General features: G+C 59.4%; 15 protein-coding genes and 3 pseudogenes. 12 read left to right on the top strand and 6 right to left on the bottom strand.

The genetic code is table 11. From position 1 onward, the window contains the following. Nucleotides 1-183 precede the first annotated feature (183 nt). Nucleotides 184-634: pseudogene (locus MSTE_RS17240) on the top strand (transposase); the annotation flags it as partial. 177 nt (nt 635-811) lie between these two features. Here MSTE_RS17240 and MSTE_RS17235 read toward each other — a convergent pair. Next, entirely contained in the window at nt 812-1,636 is an 825-nt protein-coding gene (locus MSTE_RS17235) for an SDR family oxidoreductase (protein WP_070920735.1), read from the bottom strand. 195 nt (nt 1,637-1,831) lie between these two features. Here MSTE_RS17235 and MSTE_RS17230 point away from each other — a divergent pair. Further along, nucleotides 1,832-1,984: pseudogene (locus tag MSTE_RS17230) on the top strand (alpha/beta hydrolase); the annotation flags it as partial. A 1-nt stretch (nt 1,985) separates the two neighbouring features. On the opposite strand, the pseudogene MSTE_RS17225 reads toward MSTE_RS17230, so the two are convergent. Beyond that, nucleotides 1,986-2,186: pseudogene (locus MSTE_RS17225) on the bottom strand (WhiB family transcriptional regulator); the annotation flags it as partial. A gap of 270 nt (nt 2,187-2,456) precedes the next feature. On the opposite strand from MSTE_RS17225, the gene MSTE_RS17220 reads away from it, so the two are divergent. Continuing rightward, complete coding sequence (locus tag MSTE_RS17220; RefSeq protein WP_096503026.1) at nt 2,457-3,284, top strand: N-acetylmuramoyl-L-alanine amidase-like domain-containing protein; 828 nt, start codon at nt 2,457-2,459, stop codon at nt 3,282-3,284. A gap of 25 nt (nt 3,285-3,309) precedes the next feature. On the opposite strand, the gene MSTE_RS24975 is transcribed toward MSTE_RS17220, so the two are convergent. Then, nucleotides 3,310-3,636 (bottom strand): hypothetical protein, encoded by a 327-nt coding sequence (locus MSTE_RS24975; protein WP_157997708.1) that lies wholly within the window; start codon nt 3,634-3,636, stop codon nt 3,310-3,312. A 9-nt stretch (nt 3,637-3,645) separates the two neighbouring features. Further along, complete coding sequence (locus tag MSTE_RS17215; protein WP_096503024.1) at nt 3,646-4,302, bottom strand: MspA family porin; 657 nt, start codon at nt 4,300-4,302, stop codon at nt 3,646-3,648. Between the two features lie 83 nt (nt 4,303-4,385). Between MSTE_RS17215 and MSTE_RS17210 the strand changes: the two genes are divergently transcribed. Then, nucleotides 4,386-4,856 (top strand): MarR family winged helix-turn-helix transcriptional regulator, encoded by a 471-nt coding sequence (locus MSTE_RS17210; RefSeq protein WP_157997707.1) that lies wholly within the window; start codon nt 4,386-4,388, stop codon nt 4,854-4,856. Here MSTE_RS17210 and MSTE_RS17205 read toward each other — a convergent pair whose 3' ends face one another. Then, on the bottom strand, nt 4,857-5,381 hold the full coding sequence (locus MSTE_RS17205) for a hypothetical protein (protein ID WP_096503020.1): 525 nt from the start codon (nt 5,379-5,381) through the stop codon (nt 4,857-4,859). It lies immediately after the preceding gene. 357 nt (nt 5,382-5,738) lie between these two features. Between MSTE_RS17205 and MSTE_RS17200 the strand changes: the two genes are divergently transcribed. Continuing rightward, nucleotides 5,739-6,569, top strand: coding sequence for an SDR family oxidoreductase (locus MSTE_RS17200; protein WP_096503018.1), 831 nt, complete (start codon nt 5,739-5,741; stop codon nt 6,567-6,569). On the opposite strand, the gene MSTE_RS17195 is transcribed toward MSTE_RS17200, so the two are convergent. Further along, entirely contained in the window at nt 6,566-7,543 is a 978-nt protein-coding gene (locus MSTE_RS17195; protein ID WP_231897119.1) for an AraC family transcriptional regulator, read from the bottom strand. The genes MSTE_RS17200 and MSTE_RS17195 overlap by 4 nt on opposite strands. Before the next feature lie 259 nt (nt 7,544-7,802). On the opposite strand from MSTE_RS17195, the gene MSTE_RS17190 reads away from it, so the two are divergent. The 7 genes from MSTE_RS17190 (at nt 7,803) to MSTE_RS17160 (ending at nt 16,246) form a co-directional block, all read left to right on the top strand. Continuing rightward, complete coding sequence (locus MSTE_RS17190; protein WP_096503014.1) at nt 7,803-8,678, top strand: MaoC/PaaZ C-terminal domain-containing protein; 876 nt, start codon at nt 7,803-7,805, stop codon at nt 8,676-8,678. 61 nt (nt 8,679-8,739) lie between these two features. Then, the gene (locus tag MSTE_RS17185) at nt 8,740-9,954 is read left to right on the top strand and encodes a lipid-transfer protein (RefSeq protein ID WP_096503012.1); all 1,215 of its coding nucleotides are present in this window, start codon (nt 8,740-8,742) and stop codon (nt 9,952-9,954) included. Between the two features lie 40 nt (nt 9,955-9,994). Then, the gene (locus tag MSTE_RS17180) at nt 9,995-10,426 is read left to right on the top strand and encodes a type II toxin-antitoxin system Rv0910 family toxin (protein WP_096503010.1); all 432 of its coding nucleotides are present in this window, start codon (nt 9,995-9,997) and stop codon (nt 10,424-10,426) included. 42 nt (nt 10,427-10,468) lie between these two features. Next, nucleotides 10,469-11,347, top strand: a complete 879-nt coding sequence (locus MSTE_RS17175; protein ID WP_096503007.1) for an SDR family oxidoreductase — start codon at nt 10,469-10,471, stop codon at nt 11,345-11,347. 16 nt (nt 11,348-11,363) lie between these two features. After that, entirely contained in the window at nt 11,364-12,242 is an 879-nt protein-coding gene (locus tag MSTE_RS17170) for an alpha/beta fold hydrolase (protein ID WP_096503005.1), read from the top strand. Between the two features lie 55 nt (nt 12,243-12,297). Then, complete coding sequence (locus MSTE_RS17165; RefSeq protein ID WP_096503003.1) at nt 12,298-14,517, top strand: acyl-CoA dehydrogenase; 2,220 nt, start codon at nt 12,298-12,300, stop codon at nt 14,515-14,517. A 16-nt stretch (nt 14,518-14,533) separates the two neighbouring features. After that, nucleotides 14,534-16,246, top strand: a complete 1,713-nt coding sequence (locus MSTE_RS17160) for an AMP-binding protein (RefSeq protein ID WP_096503001.1) — start codon at nt 14,534-14,536, stop codon at nt 16,244-16,246. The last annotated feature ends 50 nt before the right edge of the window (nt 16,247-16,296 follow it).

Here is a 16,296-nt window from a genome sequence, read left to right as displayed (position 1 = left end):
GTGGATAGGAGTTTATACGTAGGTCGGGAATGATGGTGGCGGTCCTCGAATTGAAGCCGCACGAAGACAGAAGTGACTGATCGCGATTCGCCGCGAACCCCGAACATCATGGGGAGCTTGCAAGCTCTGCGCGTGAAGTTTTCGACGCGACAGTGGCTCACTGGTCCAGTCCATTGCGACAAGCTGTGCGCGATCAAGGACGCCTGGTCCAACCGGATCATCGGCTACTCCATCGGCAATCGCATGAAAGCCGGGCTAGCGGTCGCAGCGCTCAACCACGCCGTCGCCCGTCGCCCGTCGTGGCGAGGTGGCCGGTTGCATCGTCCACAGCGACCGGGGCAGTCAATTCCGGTCTCGGAAATTCGTGCGCACTCTGCACTGGCACAACATGATTGGCTCCATGAGCCGAGTTGGGGCGGCTGCTGACAACGCGGCAATGGAGTCGTTCTTTTCCCTACTGCAAAAGAACGTCCTGAACCGACACCGATGGGCCACCCACCAGCAACTACGCCTGGCGATCATGACCTGGATCGAACGCACCTACCACCGCCGACGACGCCAAGCCGCCCTCGGCAAGTTGACCCCCATCGAATGCGAGACCATCATGACCACACCGGCCAAACAGGCCGCCTAAAGACTGTCACCTATCCGTGCAGCAGACCCAGACGGCATCCTGGAGATCTGGCTACCGCGTAGCTGACGTAGCACGCCGGGCTTGGTCACGTCCTATCGCGAGGATGTCTTGACTACAAACAGCCGTGCTAACGGTCATCGGACTTGGTCGAGCACGCAGCACTGATCTGATGAAGCCCTACTTGGATGTGGTTACGGCCGCGAGCACCGCGTCAGTGACGAACGACGGTGAGATCGCGGATGCAACCTTTTGTGCACGACTGGCCGTGTCGCACAGGTAGCGGCTTTTCGGGCGTTTTGATGCCAGTGCGTGATGGACGGCCTTGACGACCTTCTTGGGCTCTGCGGCGCGTTTTTGCATGATTCCCAGTAGCTTTCGGCTCCCGGCCAAGTGGGAGGCGTAAAGATCCCGGTGCTGCGGGCTCAGCTGCTTTGTCATGTGATCGTATTCGTCCAGCATCGCGCCCCACATATCGGTGCGGATCGGCCCCGGCTCGATGAGCGACACCGGTATCCGCCATGGCCGCAGCTCGATACGTAGGGCATCGGCCAGCGCTTCGATTGCATGCTTCGATGCGCAGTAGCCACCGGTGGTGGGTGTCGAAATAAGCCCGCTGACCGAGGATATGAACACCACCCGGCCATGGCCGACCCGGATTTTCGGCAGGACCGTCTGGGTCACCGCGATCTGAGCGGTCACGTTGACGTCGAGCTGGCGTGACAACTCCCCGATGGGAGTGGCCTCAACCGGCCCAATGACAGCGATTCCGGCATTGTTGACCACGCCGTGAAGTTCGGCGGGAAGCAAATCGGCAAGCCCAGCGACAGCATCCCGGTCAGTGACGTCAAGCGGGATCGGATGCACCCTGGCCAGCCTGCCGAGCTTTTCGAGTGCACTGTCGGACCGGGCGGTGGCGTAGACATCCCAGCCCTGGCTGCTCATGTGCTCAGTGATCGCTAGTCCGATCCCACGTCCGGCGCCGGTAACCAATACAGAAGGCATCTGTTTCTCATCTCGTCACGTTGGGTTGAGCAGAGATACTCGGTCCCACCTGAAGCGGACTATACCAATTGGTCTACTATCACTTGGCGGTGCACGGCTCGAGCTGTTCACTGTCGACCGGCGCAACGCCTGAGCTTGGTTTAGGCCCCAACACTCTGGTCAATGCTGGTGTGAACCTGATTCGGAAGGGAAGCGATGCCACAAAAGAGGCGCCTGGCCTACGGAGATCACGCGAGTTAATACGTCGACATTCTTGAGCCGGCCGCGCCTGCTCTGGGCTTGCTTCTTGTTATCCATGGCGGTTTCTGGCGAGAAGCGCTGGGCGCTGAACTCACCGCGCCGATAGCCGAGCGTAGGTAAGGCAGAGCGTTGTCACGGGGCAGCGTCGACACGCCTCTCTGGCGTGCTGTTCCCGGAGCCTTCGTTCAATGGGGCGTTCGTCGTCATCGGAGTAGAACAGGTCATGGTTGGCGTTTCGGCACGCGCCCAGTAGCTGCCATGCGAACCCCGTGCTAAGAGCCGTCGTCTCGGCTACCCGAACGTCTTCCACTCAAATCCTTCCCGCACATGTCCGCTACCTTGAGCGTTGTTGACGGAAACCTCACACGAATTGGTTGCCTTGATGTGAATTGGACGTTGCACCAATGAAATCAACCGTCAGTCAGTATCCATTCGTCTCGTAGGAGCCCAAAAGTGCACGCGCATTGCGTAAAGTGCGGCAGAGTGTCCGTCAGGCGAGGTCGGTGACCAGCCTGGTTCCGCTCTGCACTGTGATGTATTAGCTGGGCTATCCGGGACTTGGAGAGGAAGCGGTCAGGCCATGACCCCGACAATGCGACGAGTTTCAGAACGACGTGGTTACCGATTGTTCGCGTTGCTCGCACTGATCTGTGCGTTGTGCGCCTCGCCCGTGGCTGCGGCCGACACTGTGCAGATCAGCCCGGCGAATGAACGTCGGCTCCAAGAGCTACTGGCCGAGCGAAACCGTATCGAGGTCGAGAATCCAGCGCAGCTGAGTGCCGCGGTTTCGGCGCTCTTTCTGCACGTGCCCTACGGTGCTGACACCTTGATCGGATCCGCCTCGATCCCCGAGCAGTTGGTCGTTGAACTCACGCGTGTGGACTGCTTCACGTACGCCGACTATGTCGAGGCGTTGAAGCGGTCGGGTGATCGTGCCGACTTCATCGCCCAGCTGACACAGATCCGGTACCGCGGGGGTGAAATCAGCTTCACGCAACGCCGCCACTTCTTCACCGATTGGGCCGCAGATGCCCCAGCCAATGCCACCGATGTGACGACCAGCCTGGGGGTACCCGCGGAACAGGTCGCCAAGACGCTGAATGTGAAGGATTCTGGAGGAAATTACCTGCCCGGGCTGCCGACGCGGCCCCGCACGGTTGCCTACATACCGAGTGCCCGCGTGTCCGATGTGGTCATCGCGAATCTTCACGACGGTGACTATCTCGGCGCCTATGCGACGGCCGGGGGGCTCGACGTCACCCACGTAGGAATTTTCCTGCGCACGCCGAACGGGCCGGTAATGCGCAACGCCTCGTCATTGCGGGCGAACAACCAAGTCGTCGACACGCCACTGGGGGAGTATCTGGGCACGGTTCCGGGAATTGTCGTACTACGACCGACTCGGTGAGGCCCGCACTGGCGCTTGCCTCCGGCTAAGGCACGGGGCTCAAGGCATCCGCCGACGTCTGTACTCCAGCGATGCCGCGGGAAGTGTTGGGCGGAGACGGAGTTGATGCTGCGGAGCTCAGGGTGTCAGCAGACACCGATACACCCGAGCGCCCTGCGGGTAGCAGCGGAACCCCTATGGCCGCAGGGTATCCCGGAGGTCCGTATTGCAATGCCCCGATCACCGGTGGCGGTGCGGGCGTTACCGGGCCGGGGTCGGCGTGTGCGACACCGGTACTCGCGAACAGCACCAGGGTGCTGCTCGCGAGCAGGACTGCTCTGCCATGTTGACGAATTATGTTGAACAGAAACATGTGTCGCTCCTAGTTCAGGACGTAGGGGTCGCCGTACACGGACAGTTGCGTTTGTTGAACCGCGCTGGCGACCGCGAATGTCGCGTAGGAGCGCACGGTCACCGGGCCGCCGCAGGCATCCACCTTCAAGTGGACGTCTTGCATATCTAGTCGCCCTAGGCCTGCCGTCACCGGCATGGTGCCCATCGCGACGGTGGTGATGACACCCGGTTGCAGGTCGGTCTGTACGAAGCCGCCGATCGCCCCGGTGCCGCCCACCTGTACTCCCGGCTGGCCGCTGATGGTCGCCCCGACCGACCCCGCCAGCTGCCCGGTGCCGCCGATCTGAAGGCCCTGCGACACATCGATCTGGCAGCCGACTTGGTAGCCCGCGACGAAATTGGCTGCGGTGACGGGATTGCTGCCGTTGCCGCCGATGTTCGCCTGCGCGGACAGCGTCATGAACGCCTCCCGCGAGTTCTGTGCACCGGCCAGGTTCGGGACCGCATTGATCACCTCGCCGGAGAGGGCAACGGTCAGATTCCAGCCGTCGAAGGTTGTGCGTTGGCTGGATTGCGGAGCCATCTCGACGGGGGCGGCCCAGCTGGATGCCGATGTCGCGAGGGCGCACCCGATCGCCACCGCGGCCACCCCGGCGATCCAACCGGAGCGCTTCGATCCATACATGATGATTACCTCCCATCAAATCGTGTGATTAAGACTAACGATTTGATTAAAGCAGATGATCAAGATTGATGTACTGTAGGGGCATGACCGAGTTCCCGCCGGAGGATCACCCCAGGCCAGCGGGGTTATTCGGCCCCCTGTTCGAGATCCTTCTGCGTCGTATGCATGTCGAAGTGGCTGCCGTACTGGGTGAGCACGCACTGCGGCTTCTGCATATCGGAGTGCTCAACGTCTTGGATGCGGCCGGCAAGCAGTCGCAGGCGGACCTCGCCGACGCCCTGCGGGTAGACAAGACCACGATGGTTGGGCTTTTGAACGATCTGGAAGCTGTTGGCTTCATCGAGCGGCAGCGGTCCCCGGAGGATCGCCGCCGTCACGATGTGGTGATGACTCCGCTCGGAACGCGCCGGTACGCCGAGATAGTCGACGGGCTCAGGGGAGCAGAGGCCCGGGTGCTATCCGCCTTGAGTGCCACGCAGCGATGTGAACTGTTCGTGTTGCTCGAAAAGGCATTCCTGGCGGAGTCCGAGGACGCCGCGGCCGACGGCGATTGATCAGGTGAGGCCGGTGACGAACCGGATTCGGCCCTGCACCGTGATGTGGTAGCTGATGCGGTGGAGCACCGCATCGCCGTCGCGCACGGCCAGATCGACGAGTAGGCCGTCGAACAGACTCTGAATCGTCTGTCCGGGCTGCAGTCCGATGCCGGTGCGTGTCCTGAAACGCCAACGGTCGACGGCGAATCCGGCGTCTATCGCCTGATGTCGATCGAAGATCGAACTCAGGGTGGCGAAGGGAATGGCGCTGTCCACCTGGAACCACGGAAACGCGCCGGCAGGAATCGGGATGTTGTGTCGTGTCGTGATCGCCTTGAAAGCATCGCTCATGTTCGGGGAGATCAACGCCTGATTTCGTGACCAATCCACGCTGGTCTGTCCCGGCATGTTGACTATGGCGACGCCATTTGTCTGGAACGTAAAGCGTTGATCGACAACCGATGCCGGTGGTTGCTCGTTGATCGCCAACGCTGCTGGAGTAAAGAAGTGTGACTGACTTTCGAAGTTCGGAATGAGGACCATGGTGCACGCGCCTTTCGTCGAATGATGAATACCGTTCCAGCGCAGGGCCATTGACTGTTGCGCGGCCAACGTTGGTGATGCGACGGTATGCGTCATCGGAGACCATGAGCGCGAGTAGTGCACTACCCGATTTCCGCAGCTGGGACGACTTCGTTTCACCTAGGGCGGCACGAGGCCATTGAAATTCTCCCGGGCTTGTCTGATAACGAGTGGTCCAGCGTGTTTTGATCGGTTTGGTCAAGAGATTGCACGTTTCTGTCATGTATTCCTGCGCAATGTAATCCGTAGCATCGCAGCCACTTGGTGGTGCCAGATCGGCCACCGTTCTGTGCATCGATTCGGACTGGAGACTTCGCCATGGCCAAACCTGACCTCTGTGGAAAAATCGTCGTGATAACAGGCGGTGCGCGAGGGATTGGCAGGGCCACCGCAGCCGAGTTCGTCAAGCACGGAGCGAAAGTGGTGATAGGTGACCTAGATAAGAAGCTCTGCGAGCAAACGGCAGAGCAGCTCGGCGGTGAGACCATTGGGTTGCCCTTGGACGTCGTCAACTACGGGAGTTTCGAATCTTTTATCGCGACGACGATGAATACCTATGGACGACTTGATGTCATGGTCAATAACGCTGGGATAATGCCGATCTCTCCTTTCGGCACCGAGTCACTGGAGTCGATCCAGCGGCAGCTCGATATCAATGTTCGGGGAGTGATGTGGGGCTGTCAGCTTGCGTTGCGGGTGATGACAGGCGGTGGCACACTGGTCAATATCGCTTCCGCGGCGGGTAAGTTCGGATCACCGGGCTTGGCCACCTATTGCGCTACCAAACATGCGGTTGTAGGGCTTTCTGAATCGCTGAGCCTGGAGCTTGGCCCTGACAACATCGGGGTGGTGTGCGTCATGCCGGGCCTAGTCAACACTGAGCTGATTTCAGGTGTGGCGGATCACTGGCTCCTCAAAACTGTTCAGCCTGAGGATATCGCGTCGGCAACAGTACGCGCGGTCGGTCGTAAACGGTTTCCAGTCTTCGTCCCTAAGCGCTTGACGCCAATCACCAAGGTCCTAGCGGTAATGCCACGATCCGCGATCGAACCTGCCATGAAGTTGATCGGGGTCAACCACCACATACTCGACGCTTACAACAGTCAGAGACGCGCCGACTATGAGTCCCGAATCACGAACTCGGGCTAGTCTGTTCCGGAGTAATCTGGACAGTAAGACCGTGGCGCGCTACCCGTCCATCTCTTGAATGCGCGAGTGAAAGCACTTGGTTCGGAAAAGCCTAAACGTTCCGAGAGTTCAGCGATGGTTTCGTCACCGCGCGCTAGGCTCGCAACGGCCGCATCGCGTAGAACCTCATCGCGGATGCGCCGCACCGAAGTCTCCTCCTCGTGGAGCTTTCGCCTGACCGTAGGGGCACTCAGACCCAGGCGATTCGACATGTCAACCGTTGTAGGCCATTGTCCGCCAATCCCTTGTTCGGTGATTCGACGAACACGTTCAGTCATCGACAGGCCGTCCCGACGTGGTCTAAAGAGCAGATCTGATGGTGCGCGCCGTATGAACTCGTCGAAATCGGATTCATTGCGCATGATCGCCGCTGACAGTATCGACTGATCAGTCACCAATGCAGGCGCGGATGCGCCGAATTTCACTGGCGCGCCGAAGATCTGATCGTAGTCATCGAGACCAGCCACCCTTTCGTGCGGGACCTCAACGCAAGTCAGTTCTACACGTCGGCACACTGACCACTCCAGGAGCCGGTGCGAGCCGGCCAGTAATGCATCCACCAGCAAAGGAATAGGCCGCTGCACTGCACTGATGTCGAGAATCAGCGCGACATCAGTGCCGCGGTGTTCGAGCGACGCAGACGGAATGCTGGGCAAGACATGATGCATCTCCATGAACCGGGTGGCGACGGCGCCAACATCGACCGCTGCGTAGAACATCGCGCATCCCAGAAGTCGAAATGTGCCGCGTGGCATCGGAGCGGGCCCGAGGCCGAACATCTCGTCATCTGTGTGCGCCCATAGTTCCTGGACCACGGTGACGAGCTGACTGCGTGTGATCCGCGAACGGCCATCGACCAGCAATGCCGGCGAGACTCCGGCTTTGTGCAGCAGATCGTCAACCTCCCAGCCCTTCCGCACTGCCAGAGCCAGCATGGCCTCTAGTCGATGGATCGGGATAGTGGGCTCGATGTGTCGGAGTTCGTCGGGCATATCACCTCAAAATATCTGTCGCGGATGCGGGAGCGCGGCACGGGCGCACTGCCAAACCGGGTCGCGCCGACGCAGTCCCAACATTCCCATTGGATCGGCCAGCTGCACATTGTGTCAAGCAGCTCGAGCTGTTATGTCACTGTGCCCGCGCGACTCCACTAATAACGTTCGAACCAACCGCGTGACATACAGAGGAGAAGAGATGACCGTCGCCAGCAGGGAGGGCTATAACCTAGAGCGCCTTGATGTTTGGAGTGAGGAGCAACGCTTCGAGGTTACGGCGGCCCGAACTGTCGCGTATGCAAAGGCGACAAATGACCCCATCGAAGGTCATCTGCGGGGAGTTCTCGCACCACCGGTATTCGCTGTCGTACCAGCGATGAACTTGATGGCTGAAGCCACCATATCTATGGTTCCAGACCCATTGATGTTCCGAATCTTGCATGGCGAGCATGATTTCCGGTTCCACCGCCCGATAAGGCCTGGAGAAACGCTGAGTGTGCGCGCCAAACCGATTGGGGTCGAGGGAAAATCGTCGGGGGTCGTCGTCACGACACTCATGGAAACCCGAAGCGTCACTCACGACGACGTGGTGAACGAGCAGTATTTCATTGGGTTCTTCCGGGGAGGAGAGTTTGACGGAATGGTCGGCGAGGTGAGTCCCGACCATTCCTTTGACGAGTCATTGCGCACACGGGACGCTCAATATGAATTTATCCAACAGTTCGATCAAGACCAGACTTACCGCTACGCGGAGCCTGCGGGTGATCCCATGCCTATTCACTTGGATGACGCGTTCGCAAAGCAAATGGGGCTGAACGGAATCATCATCCATGGGCTGTGCACGATTGCCTTTGTATCCCACGCGCTGATAGGAGCCGTGTCTCCAGGCGACTCGTCGACCTTGAAGCGGCTGGCGGTGCGACTCTCCAAGCCCGCAATTCCTGGTGAGGTCATCACCACTCGTGCGTGGCAGGACCAATCGAAGGGGCGTCACGTGCTGAGCTTCGAGACTGCAGGAAATGAGAAACCAGGAAAGTTCGTCATTACCGATGGTATCGCCGAATTCTCGGTGTAATTAATAGCCGCCGCACATCCATTTCCGCGTCCGAAAAAAGATAGAAACCTAGGAGATTTGCATGTCCAATCGAGTCTTTGTCATCGGAGTAGGTATGACAAAGTTTGAGAAACCGGGACGCCGAAAGAATGACGACGGTAGTGATTGGGACTATCCCCACATGACGCTGGAGTCGGGCACCAAGGCACTCGAGGATGCGGGCATCGCATTCGATGAGGTCCAGCAGGCATATACGGGATACTGTTACGGAGAATCGTGCAGCGGCCACCGTGCGGTCTACGGTCTAGGACTGACAGGTATACCCGTTTTCAATGTGAACAGCAATTGCTCGACCGGTTCCAGTGCGCTCTTTCTCGCTGCTCAATCGATACGTGGCGGGATATCTGATTGCACCCTCGCCATAGGCTTTGAGAAGATGCAGCCGGGATCTCTCGGATCGACCTACGACGATCGTGAACAGCCTATGCAGCGCCACCTGCTAGCCATGGCGGAATTGCAGGAAATATCATTTCCGCCAGCGCCTTGGATGTTCGGAGCTGCGGGCCTGGAGCACAACCGAAAGTACGGCTCTTCTACTGAGCATTTTGTGAAAATCGCGGTGAAGAACCACAGACACTCCCAGAACAACCCCTATTCACAATTCCAAGACGAGTACACAGAAGAGCAAATCAAGAACGATAAGTTGATCTATGCGGCGGCGGGGATCACTCGCTCGATGTGCTCGCCCACGTCGGATGGTTCCGCAGCCGCTGTACTTGCCAGCGAACGTTTTGTGGATACCCACGGGCTCGGAGACCGGGCAGTCGAAATTGTTGGGCAAGCTCTGGCCACCGATACACCAGGCACCTTCGACTCGGGTAGTTTGTCCACTCTTGTTGGTGGAGATATGAGCAGAGTCGCCGCCCAACAGGTGTATGAACAGGCTGGCATCGGCCCCGATGACGTGGATGTCATCGAGCTACACGATTGCTTCGCGCCAAACGAACTTCTCACCTACGAGGCACTAGGACTGTGCGATGAGGGAGCGGCGCACCATCTGGTCGACAACGCCGAAACCACGTACGGCGGCCGATGGGTTGTGAACCCATCAGGCGGGTTGATCTCTAAGGGACACCCCTTGGGCGCCACAGGCCTTGCGCAGTGCGCCGAACTCACCTGGCAGCTGCGCGGAGCAGCCGACAAGCGGCAAGTCCAGGACGCCAAAGTGGCGTTACAGCACAACATCGGTCTGGGCGGCTCCGCCGTCATCACTGCCTACCGTCCAGCAAATCGCTGACTCGTACAACCAACAACACCTGGAATCGAAAGGAAACAAAATGGCAAGTATCACGATCGAACGTGAAATGAACGCTCCGGCAGAGAAAGTGTGGGAGGTAGCCAACGACTACGCGCGTTGGGGCGAATGGAACACGATGTTCACCAAGTGGGTGAGCGAACCGCCTGCTGAAGTGAATGATGGCACGCAACTGACGGCAGTGCTGACTGTCATGGGTATGGCCAACACTCTCACCCTGACAGTCTCTGACTATGACCCCCCGAAGAATGTCGCTCTCAGCGGCACCGGGATGGCGGGCGCCGAGATCACCATGACGTTGCGCGTCGAGCCCAAGGGTGATCAGTCGGTTATGGCGATGCAGGCCGATTTCGTCAGCCAAATGATGGTCGGCGCAATCGGTTCTGCGATCGAGCGCACTGCCGCAAAAGAGCTCGATTCTTCCCTGATCAAACTTTCCGAACTGGTCGGCTAAGTCGCTTAGCGCCGAAGCCAGTCAAATCACTGAGAGGTGGCTATGGGTCTATTGGAAGGCCGAGTCGGCATCATCACGGGAGCCGGTCGTGGAATCGGGCGTGAACATGCCCTTCTTTTCGCGAAAGAGGGTGCCGCCGTGGTCGTCAACGACGTCGGAGGTGGCAACGACGGTGCAGGGGTCGACAGCACGCCTGCACAGCAAGTAGTCCGAGAGATAGTCGATGCGGGTGGCCGAGCCGTTGCCAGTACAGAGTCCGTGACGAGTTGGTCCGGAGCGCAATCGCTTGTTGAACAAGCGATTGCGGAGTTCGGCCGATTGGACATGGTGGTCAACAATGCGGGTATCCTTCGCGACGGTTTCCTTGCCGGCCTAGATGAGGCACAGTGGGATTCGGTGATCGATGTCCATCTCAAGGGTCACTTCAACCTGACACGCCACGCCGCTGAGTATTGGAAGGCCGAGTCCAAAGCGGGACGTCAGCCAACTGCGGCGGTCGTAAACACCGCCTCGGCATCCGGTACGTTCGCGGTCAACGTCGGTCAGGCCAACTACGGCGCGGCCAAGGCTGGCATTGCAGCGATGACCTTGGTGGCAGCCGAAGAGCTGGGACGATATGGCGTACGCGCCAACGCCATTGCACCGGTGGCGCGCACCAGACTTACGCTTGCCACACCGGGTATGGGCGCCATTTTCGCTGCCGAAGTGCCGGAGGGTGTCTTCGACCTCTTCGATCCTTCGAACATCTCGCCTGTCGTTGCGTACCTGGCGAGCGCCGGGTGCTCATTGACCGGCAAGGTCTTGGCCGTACAGGGCGGCGCGATTCAACTGCTCCAAGGGTGGACGATCACACAGACTGTGGAACAAGAAGGACCATGGGACACAGCAAGGTTGCCCGAGCAGATCGGCGCTTGGGCCTAACTCGTGTGCGTCATCCATGAATGAGTCGCTAATCACCCGGCGCTATGCCACTTACAGCGGGTACGGTACCCATGAACTCGCTGTAAATGGCGGGGGACCAACGGTATTATTACTGCATGGTTTCGGCCACACTGCAGAATGTTGGCGGCCGGTTCTCGAACGTTGCGCGAGGCATGGTGTACGCGCTGTCGCAGTCGACTTGCCGGGGTTTGGCTCGGCGAGTCGACTGCGCGGTGGGCCGAAACTTGATCAACTCCTGGAGTTCACCCGAGAGTTGATTCGGACCTATTCTGCGACAGGGCCAGTGGTGCTGGCGGGCAACTCCTTGGGCGGATTACTGTCAATTCTTGTTGCTGCAGAATCGAATACTGCCCAAGAAGTGGCTTACCTCGTCGCTGTCGATCCTGCGGGCGTCGGTTGGACGTATCCGTTGCGGGTCATGTCAATAGGTGCCGACTTGCCGATGAAGGCTCTGGCTCTCGCGTGGCCGGCGGTCCCGCTGTTGCCGCAGTCGGTGATCAGCTGGAGTGCTGCTTATCTCTGCTATGGGCGCAAAGACCGGGTCGATCCAGCCATGGTTGCGATGCTTACAGAGCATTTTGATAGCCGGGGTCGAGCCAAGCGATTGGCGAAGCTAGCCATTCAGGTCAAGGCCGAGGTCGACAAAGTTCGGTTGCCAGAACGTATCACTATGCCGATAACCATGATTCATGGCGGACGAGATCGTCTGGTGTCGGTCTCCGGGGCGCGGAGGTTTTGCCGCCGCATTCTCGGCGGACGGTTGGTGGTGTTGCCGCACGCCGGACATTGCCCACATCTCGACGAACCGGATCGCGTCGCCGAAGTCGTCATCGAATGTGCACAGCGCAAACCTACCCTGAACGCTCTCGCATAAGCGGCGCGCTATCGATGCGTCGCACTCCTATTAGATCTGAACTGAGGAATCCACTATGGAAACCAGCACATCGAGCCGGTCCAGCATAGCTATCACGCGTGATCAGCTAGACCTCGCGGACTCGGTCCATGCATTCACTCACCGCTATTTGACCGCTAACGCCACACGTGAGGCGGTGGGTTGTATCGATTCCGGCGGCATTGAGCCGCTCACGTTCTGGCACGAGCTGGCGGCTCAAGGGCTGCTCGGTCTACACGTATCCGAGGAGCTCGGTGGGTCTGGCGCTGGACTGGTGGAAGCGACGGTGGCGCTGGAGGCAATGGGGCGTCACCTGATTCCATCAGGCTATGCGCCGACAGTTTTGGCGGCGGCAGTGCTCGACGCCGCCCCCGGGCTGACACGAACTGAGCTATTGCCTCAGATGGTCAGCGGCGCAGCGCCAGCAGCGGTGGCACTTGACCGCCCATTGAGCGGCGTCACCTTGCATACCGGAGCATTGTCTGTGACTGGAGAGACCGCAGCCTATGGCGGCGCGCACGCGGTCCTCGTGATCCTCCCTGTTGATACTGAGAAAGGCGAAAAGTGGGCGGTTGTTGATGCCGAATCACTCAGCACGCGTGTTGCTTTGGGCATCGACATGACTCGCTCTACGGTAATACTTTCCGCTCAGCAGGTGGTGATTCCCGCCGATCGGATTCTCGACATTGACCGCAAGACGGTGGTGTCGCTGGCCTCGGTGGTCTATGGAGCCGAAGCTGTGGGAGTCGGCGCATGGTGCGTCGACACTGCGACCGAATACGCAAAGATCCGTGTCCAATTCGGCAAGCCAATCGGTCAGTTCCAGGGGGTGAAGCACCGTTGCGCCCGCGCAGCTGTCGTCGTGGAACAGGCCCGAGCGGCCGTATGGGATGCAGCACGTGCACTCGACGGGGACGATGAAACGGCCAACTATGCCGCAACAGTTGCCCAGCTGCTCGGCCCGGACGCCGCAGTGTCGGCTTCACGCGATGCTATGCAGGTCCTCGGCGGTATCGGCTACACCTGGGAACATGACGCACACCTGCACTACCGCAGGGCGATTGCGCTTCGCGGCGTGCTCGGGAGGAGCAGAGATGTCGCCGCATCAGTGGCGCAATACGCGTTGAACGGAAGCTTTCGCGCGGTAGAACCAGAGCTCCCCTCGGAGGCCGAGGTATACCGGCGTCAGGTTCGTGCCGAACTTGCAGAAATCGCTGGACTGGGGGAACGCGACCTGTTGCGACGGTTAGGCGATGAGGGTTGGGTCATGCCGTTCCTCGACGCACCACTAGGTCGAGGCGCCGGACCGGTAGAACAAGTGGTGATTGCACAGGAACAGGAACGTGCCGGCATTGTCAGTCCGCAGCTCGGGCTCGCCGCTTGGCTCATGCCGTCCGTGGCTGTTCACGGTACGGAAGAGCAAAAGCACGAACTGGTCCGTCCCACTCTCCGTAGCGAAATTTTGTGGTGCCAGCTATTTTCCGAGCCAGAGGCGGGCTCAGACTTGGCGTCGCTGCGTACCGAGGCCAAGAAGGTTGATGGTGGCTGGATTGTCAACGGCCAAAAGGTTTGGACCTCATTGGGTTTCATGGCGGAGTGGGGTGTGCTCTTAGCGCGGACCAATCCTGAAGTGCCTAAACATCAGGGTATCTCATATTTTCTGGTGGATATGAGCACTCCGGGAGTCAAGGCGAAGGCACTTCGCGAGGCCTCTGGTGGCACCCTCTTTTCCGAAGTCTTCTTTGACGACGTCTTCGTTCCGGATTCGGGACTCGTCGGTGAGATCGATGGGGGTTGGGAGGTCGCGCGTGGCACCTTGGGCAATGAGCGGGTGGCCCTTGGCAAGGGCATGCCCACGGACGCGACAATCGAGGATCTTCTGGATTTTGTCCGTCCGACCAGTTCGACGTCCGCTCCGTTGGAGACCGTCGGACGCATGGTGGCGGACGCTCAGACGGTCGCTTTGCTTCAAGGCCGAACATTGCTCAAACAGCTTCTCGGACTTGACGTGGGAGCCTCGGCGAGTGTCGCGAAACTCCTTGGCCAACAACTGGGTCAGCAGATCGCCGACTTCTGTCACGCTGAGTTGGGACTAGCCGGCGTATGTGATGGCACGGATAAGGCGGCAAGGGGCTGGATGGAAAAGACCCTATCTGCGCGCCCGATGACGGTGTACGGCGGGACGACCGAAGTACAGCTCAACGTCATAGGCGAACGGATCCTCGGGCTGCCCCGAGATTCTGAGCCGGTTCGCTAGCAAGGGGTGAGCCCTTATGGCGTCGTATCTTTCAAAAATATCTGGATCCACACCACTATCGAGTATCCGTGACACGGCGATCAGTGTCGGAGTGCTTTATCGCAGGGGATTTCTTCGACCTTCTGGATTGGTCGGTGGAGTGCATGCGTTCAGGATTGCCCGATCGCACGGTGCACTGGTAGCCGCGTTTGCGCCATCCTTGCGACAGAAGCCTGACGCCCCTGCGATCGTCGACGAGCGCGGCGCCATGTCCTATCGAGAGATCGACAGGCAATCAAACGCACTCGCGCGGTACCTACGCCGTGCTGGTGTCGGCGATGGCGGAGTTGTCGCAGTGCTGTGTCGCGACCATCGCGGCCTTGTGTTGTCCATGCTCGCTGCGGGCAAGGCCGGAGCCCGCTTGGTGCTGATGAACACGGGCTTCGGCGGCCCACAGTTGGCTGATGTCGTTAATCGTGAAGGTGTTTCTCTTATTGTCCACGATAGCGAGTTTTCTGGACTTGCTTCGCACCTTCCGGCCCGCGTGGAAAGACTCCTCGCTTGGATAGACCCAGGCGAGGAACCCGTGCACCCAACAATGTCGATAGATCGCATTGTGTCGAACTTGCCGACTGTTCCACTTGCCAAGGGCGGCAGGCCGGGAGGTTTGGTGCTGCTCACAAGTGGAACCACAGGAACACCTAAAGGCGCTCCGCGTGAACGGGTCTCACCGTTGATGTCTGCGCAACTGCTCCACAGGATTCCACTGACGCGCGGTGGGGCCATGGTTATCGCGGCCCCATGCTTTCACGGCACGGGGCTGTCGCAGATGATGCTAGGCGTCGCGATGGGGAAGCTGCTCGTCTTTCAGCAGCGCAAGTTCGATCCCGTTCTGACTCTGGAGAACATCCAGAGATACCGAGCGGACACCTTGGTGGTTGTTCCGACCATGTTGCGACGAATTGTTGACCTCGGCGCAGCCGAGATCGCCAAGCATGACCATTCCTCATTGCGCGTGTTGTTCACGGCCGGGTCAGCATTGTCTCCGGATCTGGCCCGCCGGACTCGGGCGATATTTGGTCCAGTTCAGTACAACTTGTACGGCTCCACGGAGGTCGCCGTTGCGACAGTGGCAACCCCTGAAGACCTCGAACGCGAGCCCGGCTGCGCAGGCCGGCCACCCGTCGGCTGCACGGTGGCGCTTTATGACGCGCAGCGCAAACAGATCACTGCCGTGAACACGCGAGGTGCCATTTTCGTGTCAAGTGGGCTGAGCTTCTCTGCGTACACGGACGGCAGGGTTAAGGAATGCGTGGATGGGCTGCTGTGCACCGGCGACATGGGCCATTTCACGTCCGATCGGCTGCTGGTCGTGGAGGGCCGCGAGGATGACATGATCGTCTCCGGAGGAGAGAACGTCTACCCGCAGGAGATCGAGAATCTTCTCCTGGAGCGCGATGACGTTCGCGACGCCGCAATAGTTGGGGTGGATGATCCGGAATTTGGCAAGCGCCTGTACGCCTTCGTAATCCGATCCTCGAGTGAAAACCATGGCGAAGATCAAGATCTGGCGGACGAGATCAAGAAGTACATCAGGGCCAATCTGGCCAGGTACAAGGTCCCACGCGCGGTGCGATTTGTTAAGGAGTTTCCTCGCAATTCGACGGGCAAGCTCCTGCGGAGCGAGCTGGTCAGGATGGCCGGCGAGCCTGAAAATTCAAGTCAAGTCCGGCGAGAAGTTGAGTCATAGTGCCGATTTTGTTTGGTATCTAGTCTTTTTCGCAAGAACCAGGTAGCGGC

The sequence above is a fragment of the [Mycobacterium] stephanolepidis genome, from assembly GCF_002356335.1.
Taxonomy (GTDB): Bacteria; Actinomycetota; Actinomycetes; order Mycobacteriales; family Mycobacteriaceae; genus Mycobacterium; species Mycobacterium stephanolepidis.
The sequence above is the reverse complement of the archived record's forward strand: the minus strand, read 5'-3'. Positions and strand labels throughout refer to the sequence as shown.

Coding starts and splice junctions, on each gene's coding strand:
- MSTE_RS17235 (WP_070920735.1), bottom strand. CDS start 1,636: ATGCCTTCTGTATTGGTTACCGGCGCCGGACGTGGGATCGGACTAGCG.
- MSTE_RS17195 (WP_231897119.1), bottom strand. CDS start 7,543: ATGCTGGCTCTGGCAGTGCGGAAGGGCTGGGAGGTTGACGATCTGCTG.
- MSTE_RS17215 (WP_096503024.1), bottom strand. CDS start 4,302: ATGTATGGATCGAAGCGCTCCGGTTGGATCGCCGGGGTGGCCGCGGTG.
- MSTE_RS17160 (WP_096503001.1), top strand. CDS start 14,534: ATGGCGTCGTATCTTTCAAAAATATCTGGATCCACACCACTATCGAGT.
- MSTE_RS17175 (WP_096503007.1), top strand. CDS start 10,469: ATGGGTCTATTGGAAGGCCGAGTCGGCATCATCACGGGAGCCGGTCGT.
- MSTE_RS24975 (WP_157997708.1), bottom strand. CDS start 3,636: ATGTTTCTGTTCAACATAATTCGTCAACATGGCAGAGCAGTCCTGCTC.
- MSTE_RS17190 (WP_096503014.1), top strand. CDS start 7,803: ATGACCGTCGCCAGCAGGGAGGGCTATAACCTAGAGCGCCTTGATGTT.
- MSTE_RS17180 (WP_096503010.1), top strand. CDS start 9,995: ATGGCAAGTATCACGATCGAACGTGAAATGAACGCTCCGGCAGAGAAA.
- MSTE_RS17185 (WP_096503012.1), top strand. CDS start 8,740: ATGTCCAATCGAGTCTTTGTCATCGGAGTAGGTATGACAAAGTTTGAG.
- MSTE_RS17165 (WP_096503003.1), top strand. CDS start 12,298: ATGGAAACCAGCACATCGAGCCGGTCCAGCATAGCTATCACGCGTGAT.
- MSTE_RS17210 (WP_157997707.1), top strand. CDS start 4,386: ATGACCGAGTTCCCGCCGGAGGATCACCCCAGGCCAGCGGGGTTATTC.
- MSTE_RS17220 (WP_096503026.1), top strand. CDS start 2,457: ATGACCCCGACAATGCGACGAGTTTCAGAACGACGTGGTTACCGATTG.
- MSTE_RS17200 (WP_096503018.1), top strand. CDS start 5,739: ATGGCCAAACCTGACCTCTGTGGAAAAATCGTCGTGATAACAGGCGGT.
- MSTE_RS17205 (WP_096503020.1), bottom strand. CDS start 5,381: ATGGTCCTCATTCCGAACTTCGAAAGTCAGTCACACTTCTTTACTCCA.
- MSTE_RS17170 (WP_096503005.1), top strand. CDS start 11,364: ATGAATGAGTCGCTAATCACCCGGCGCTATGCCACTTACAGCGGGTAC.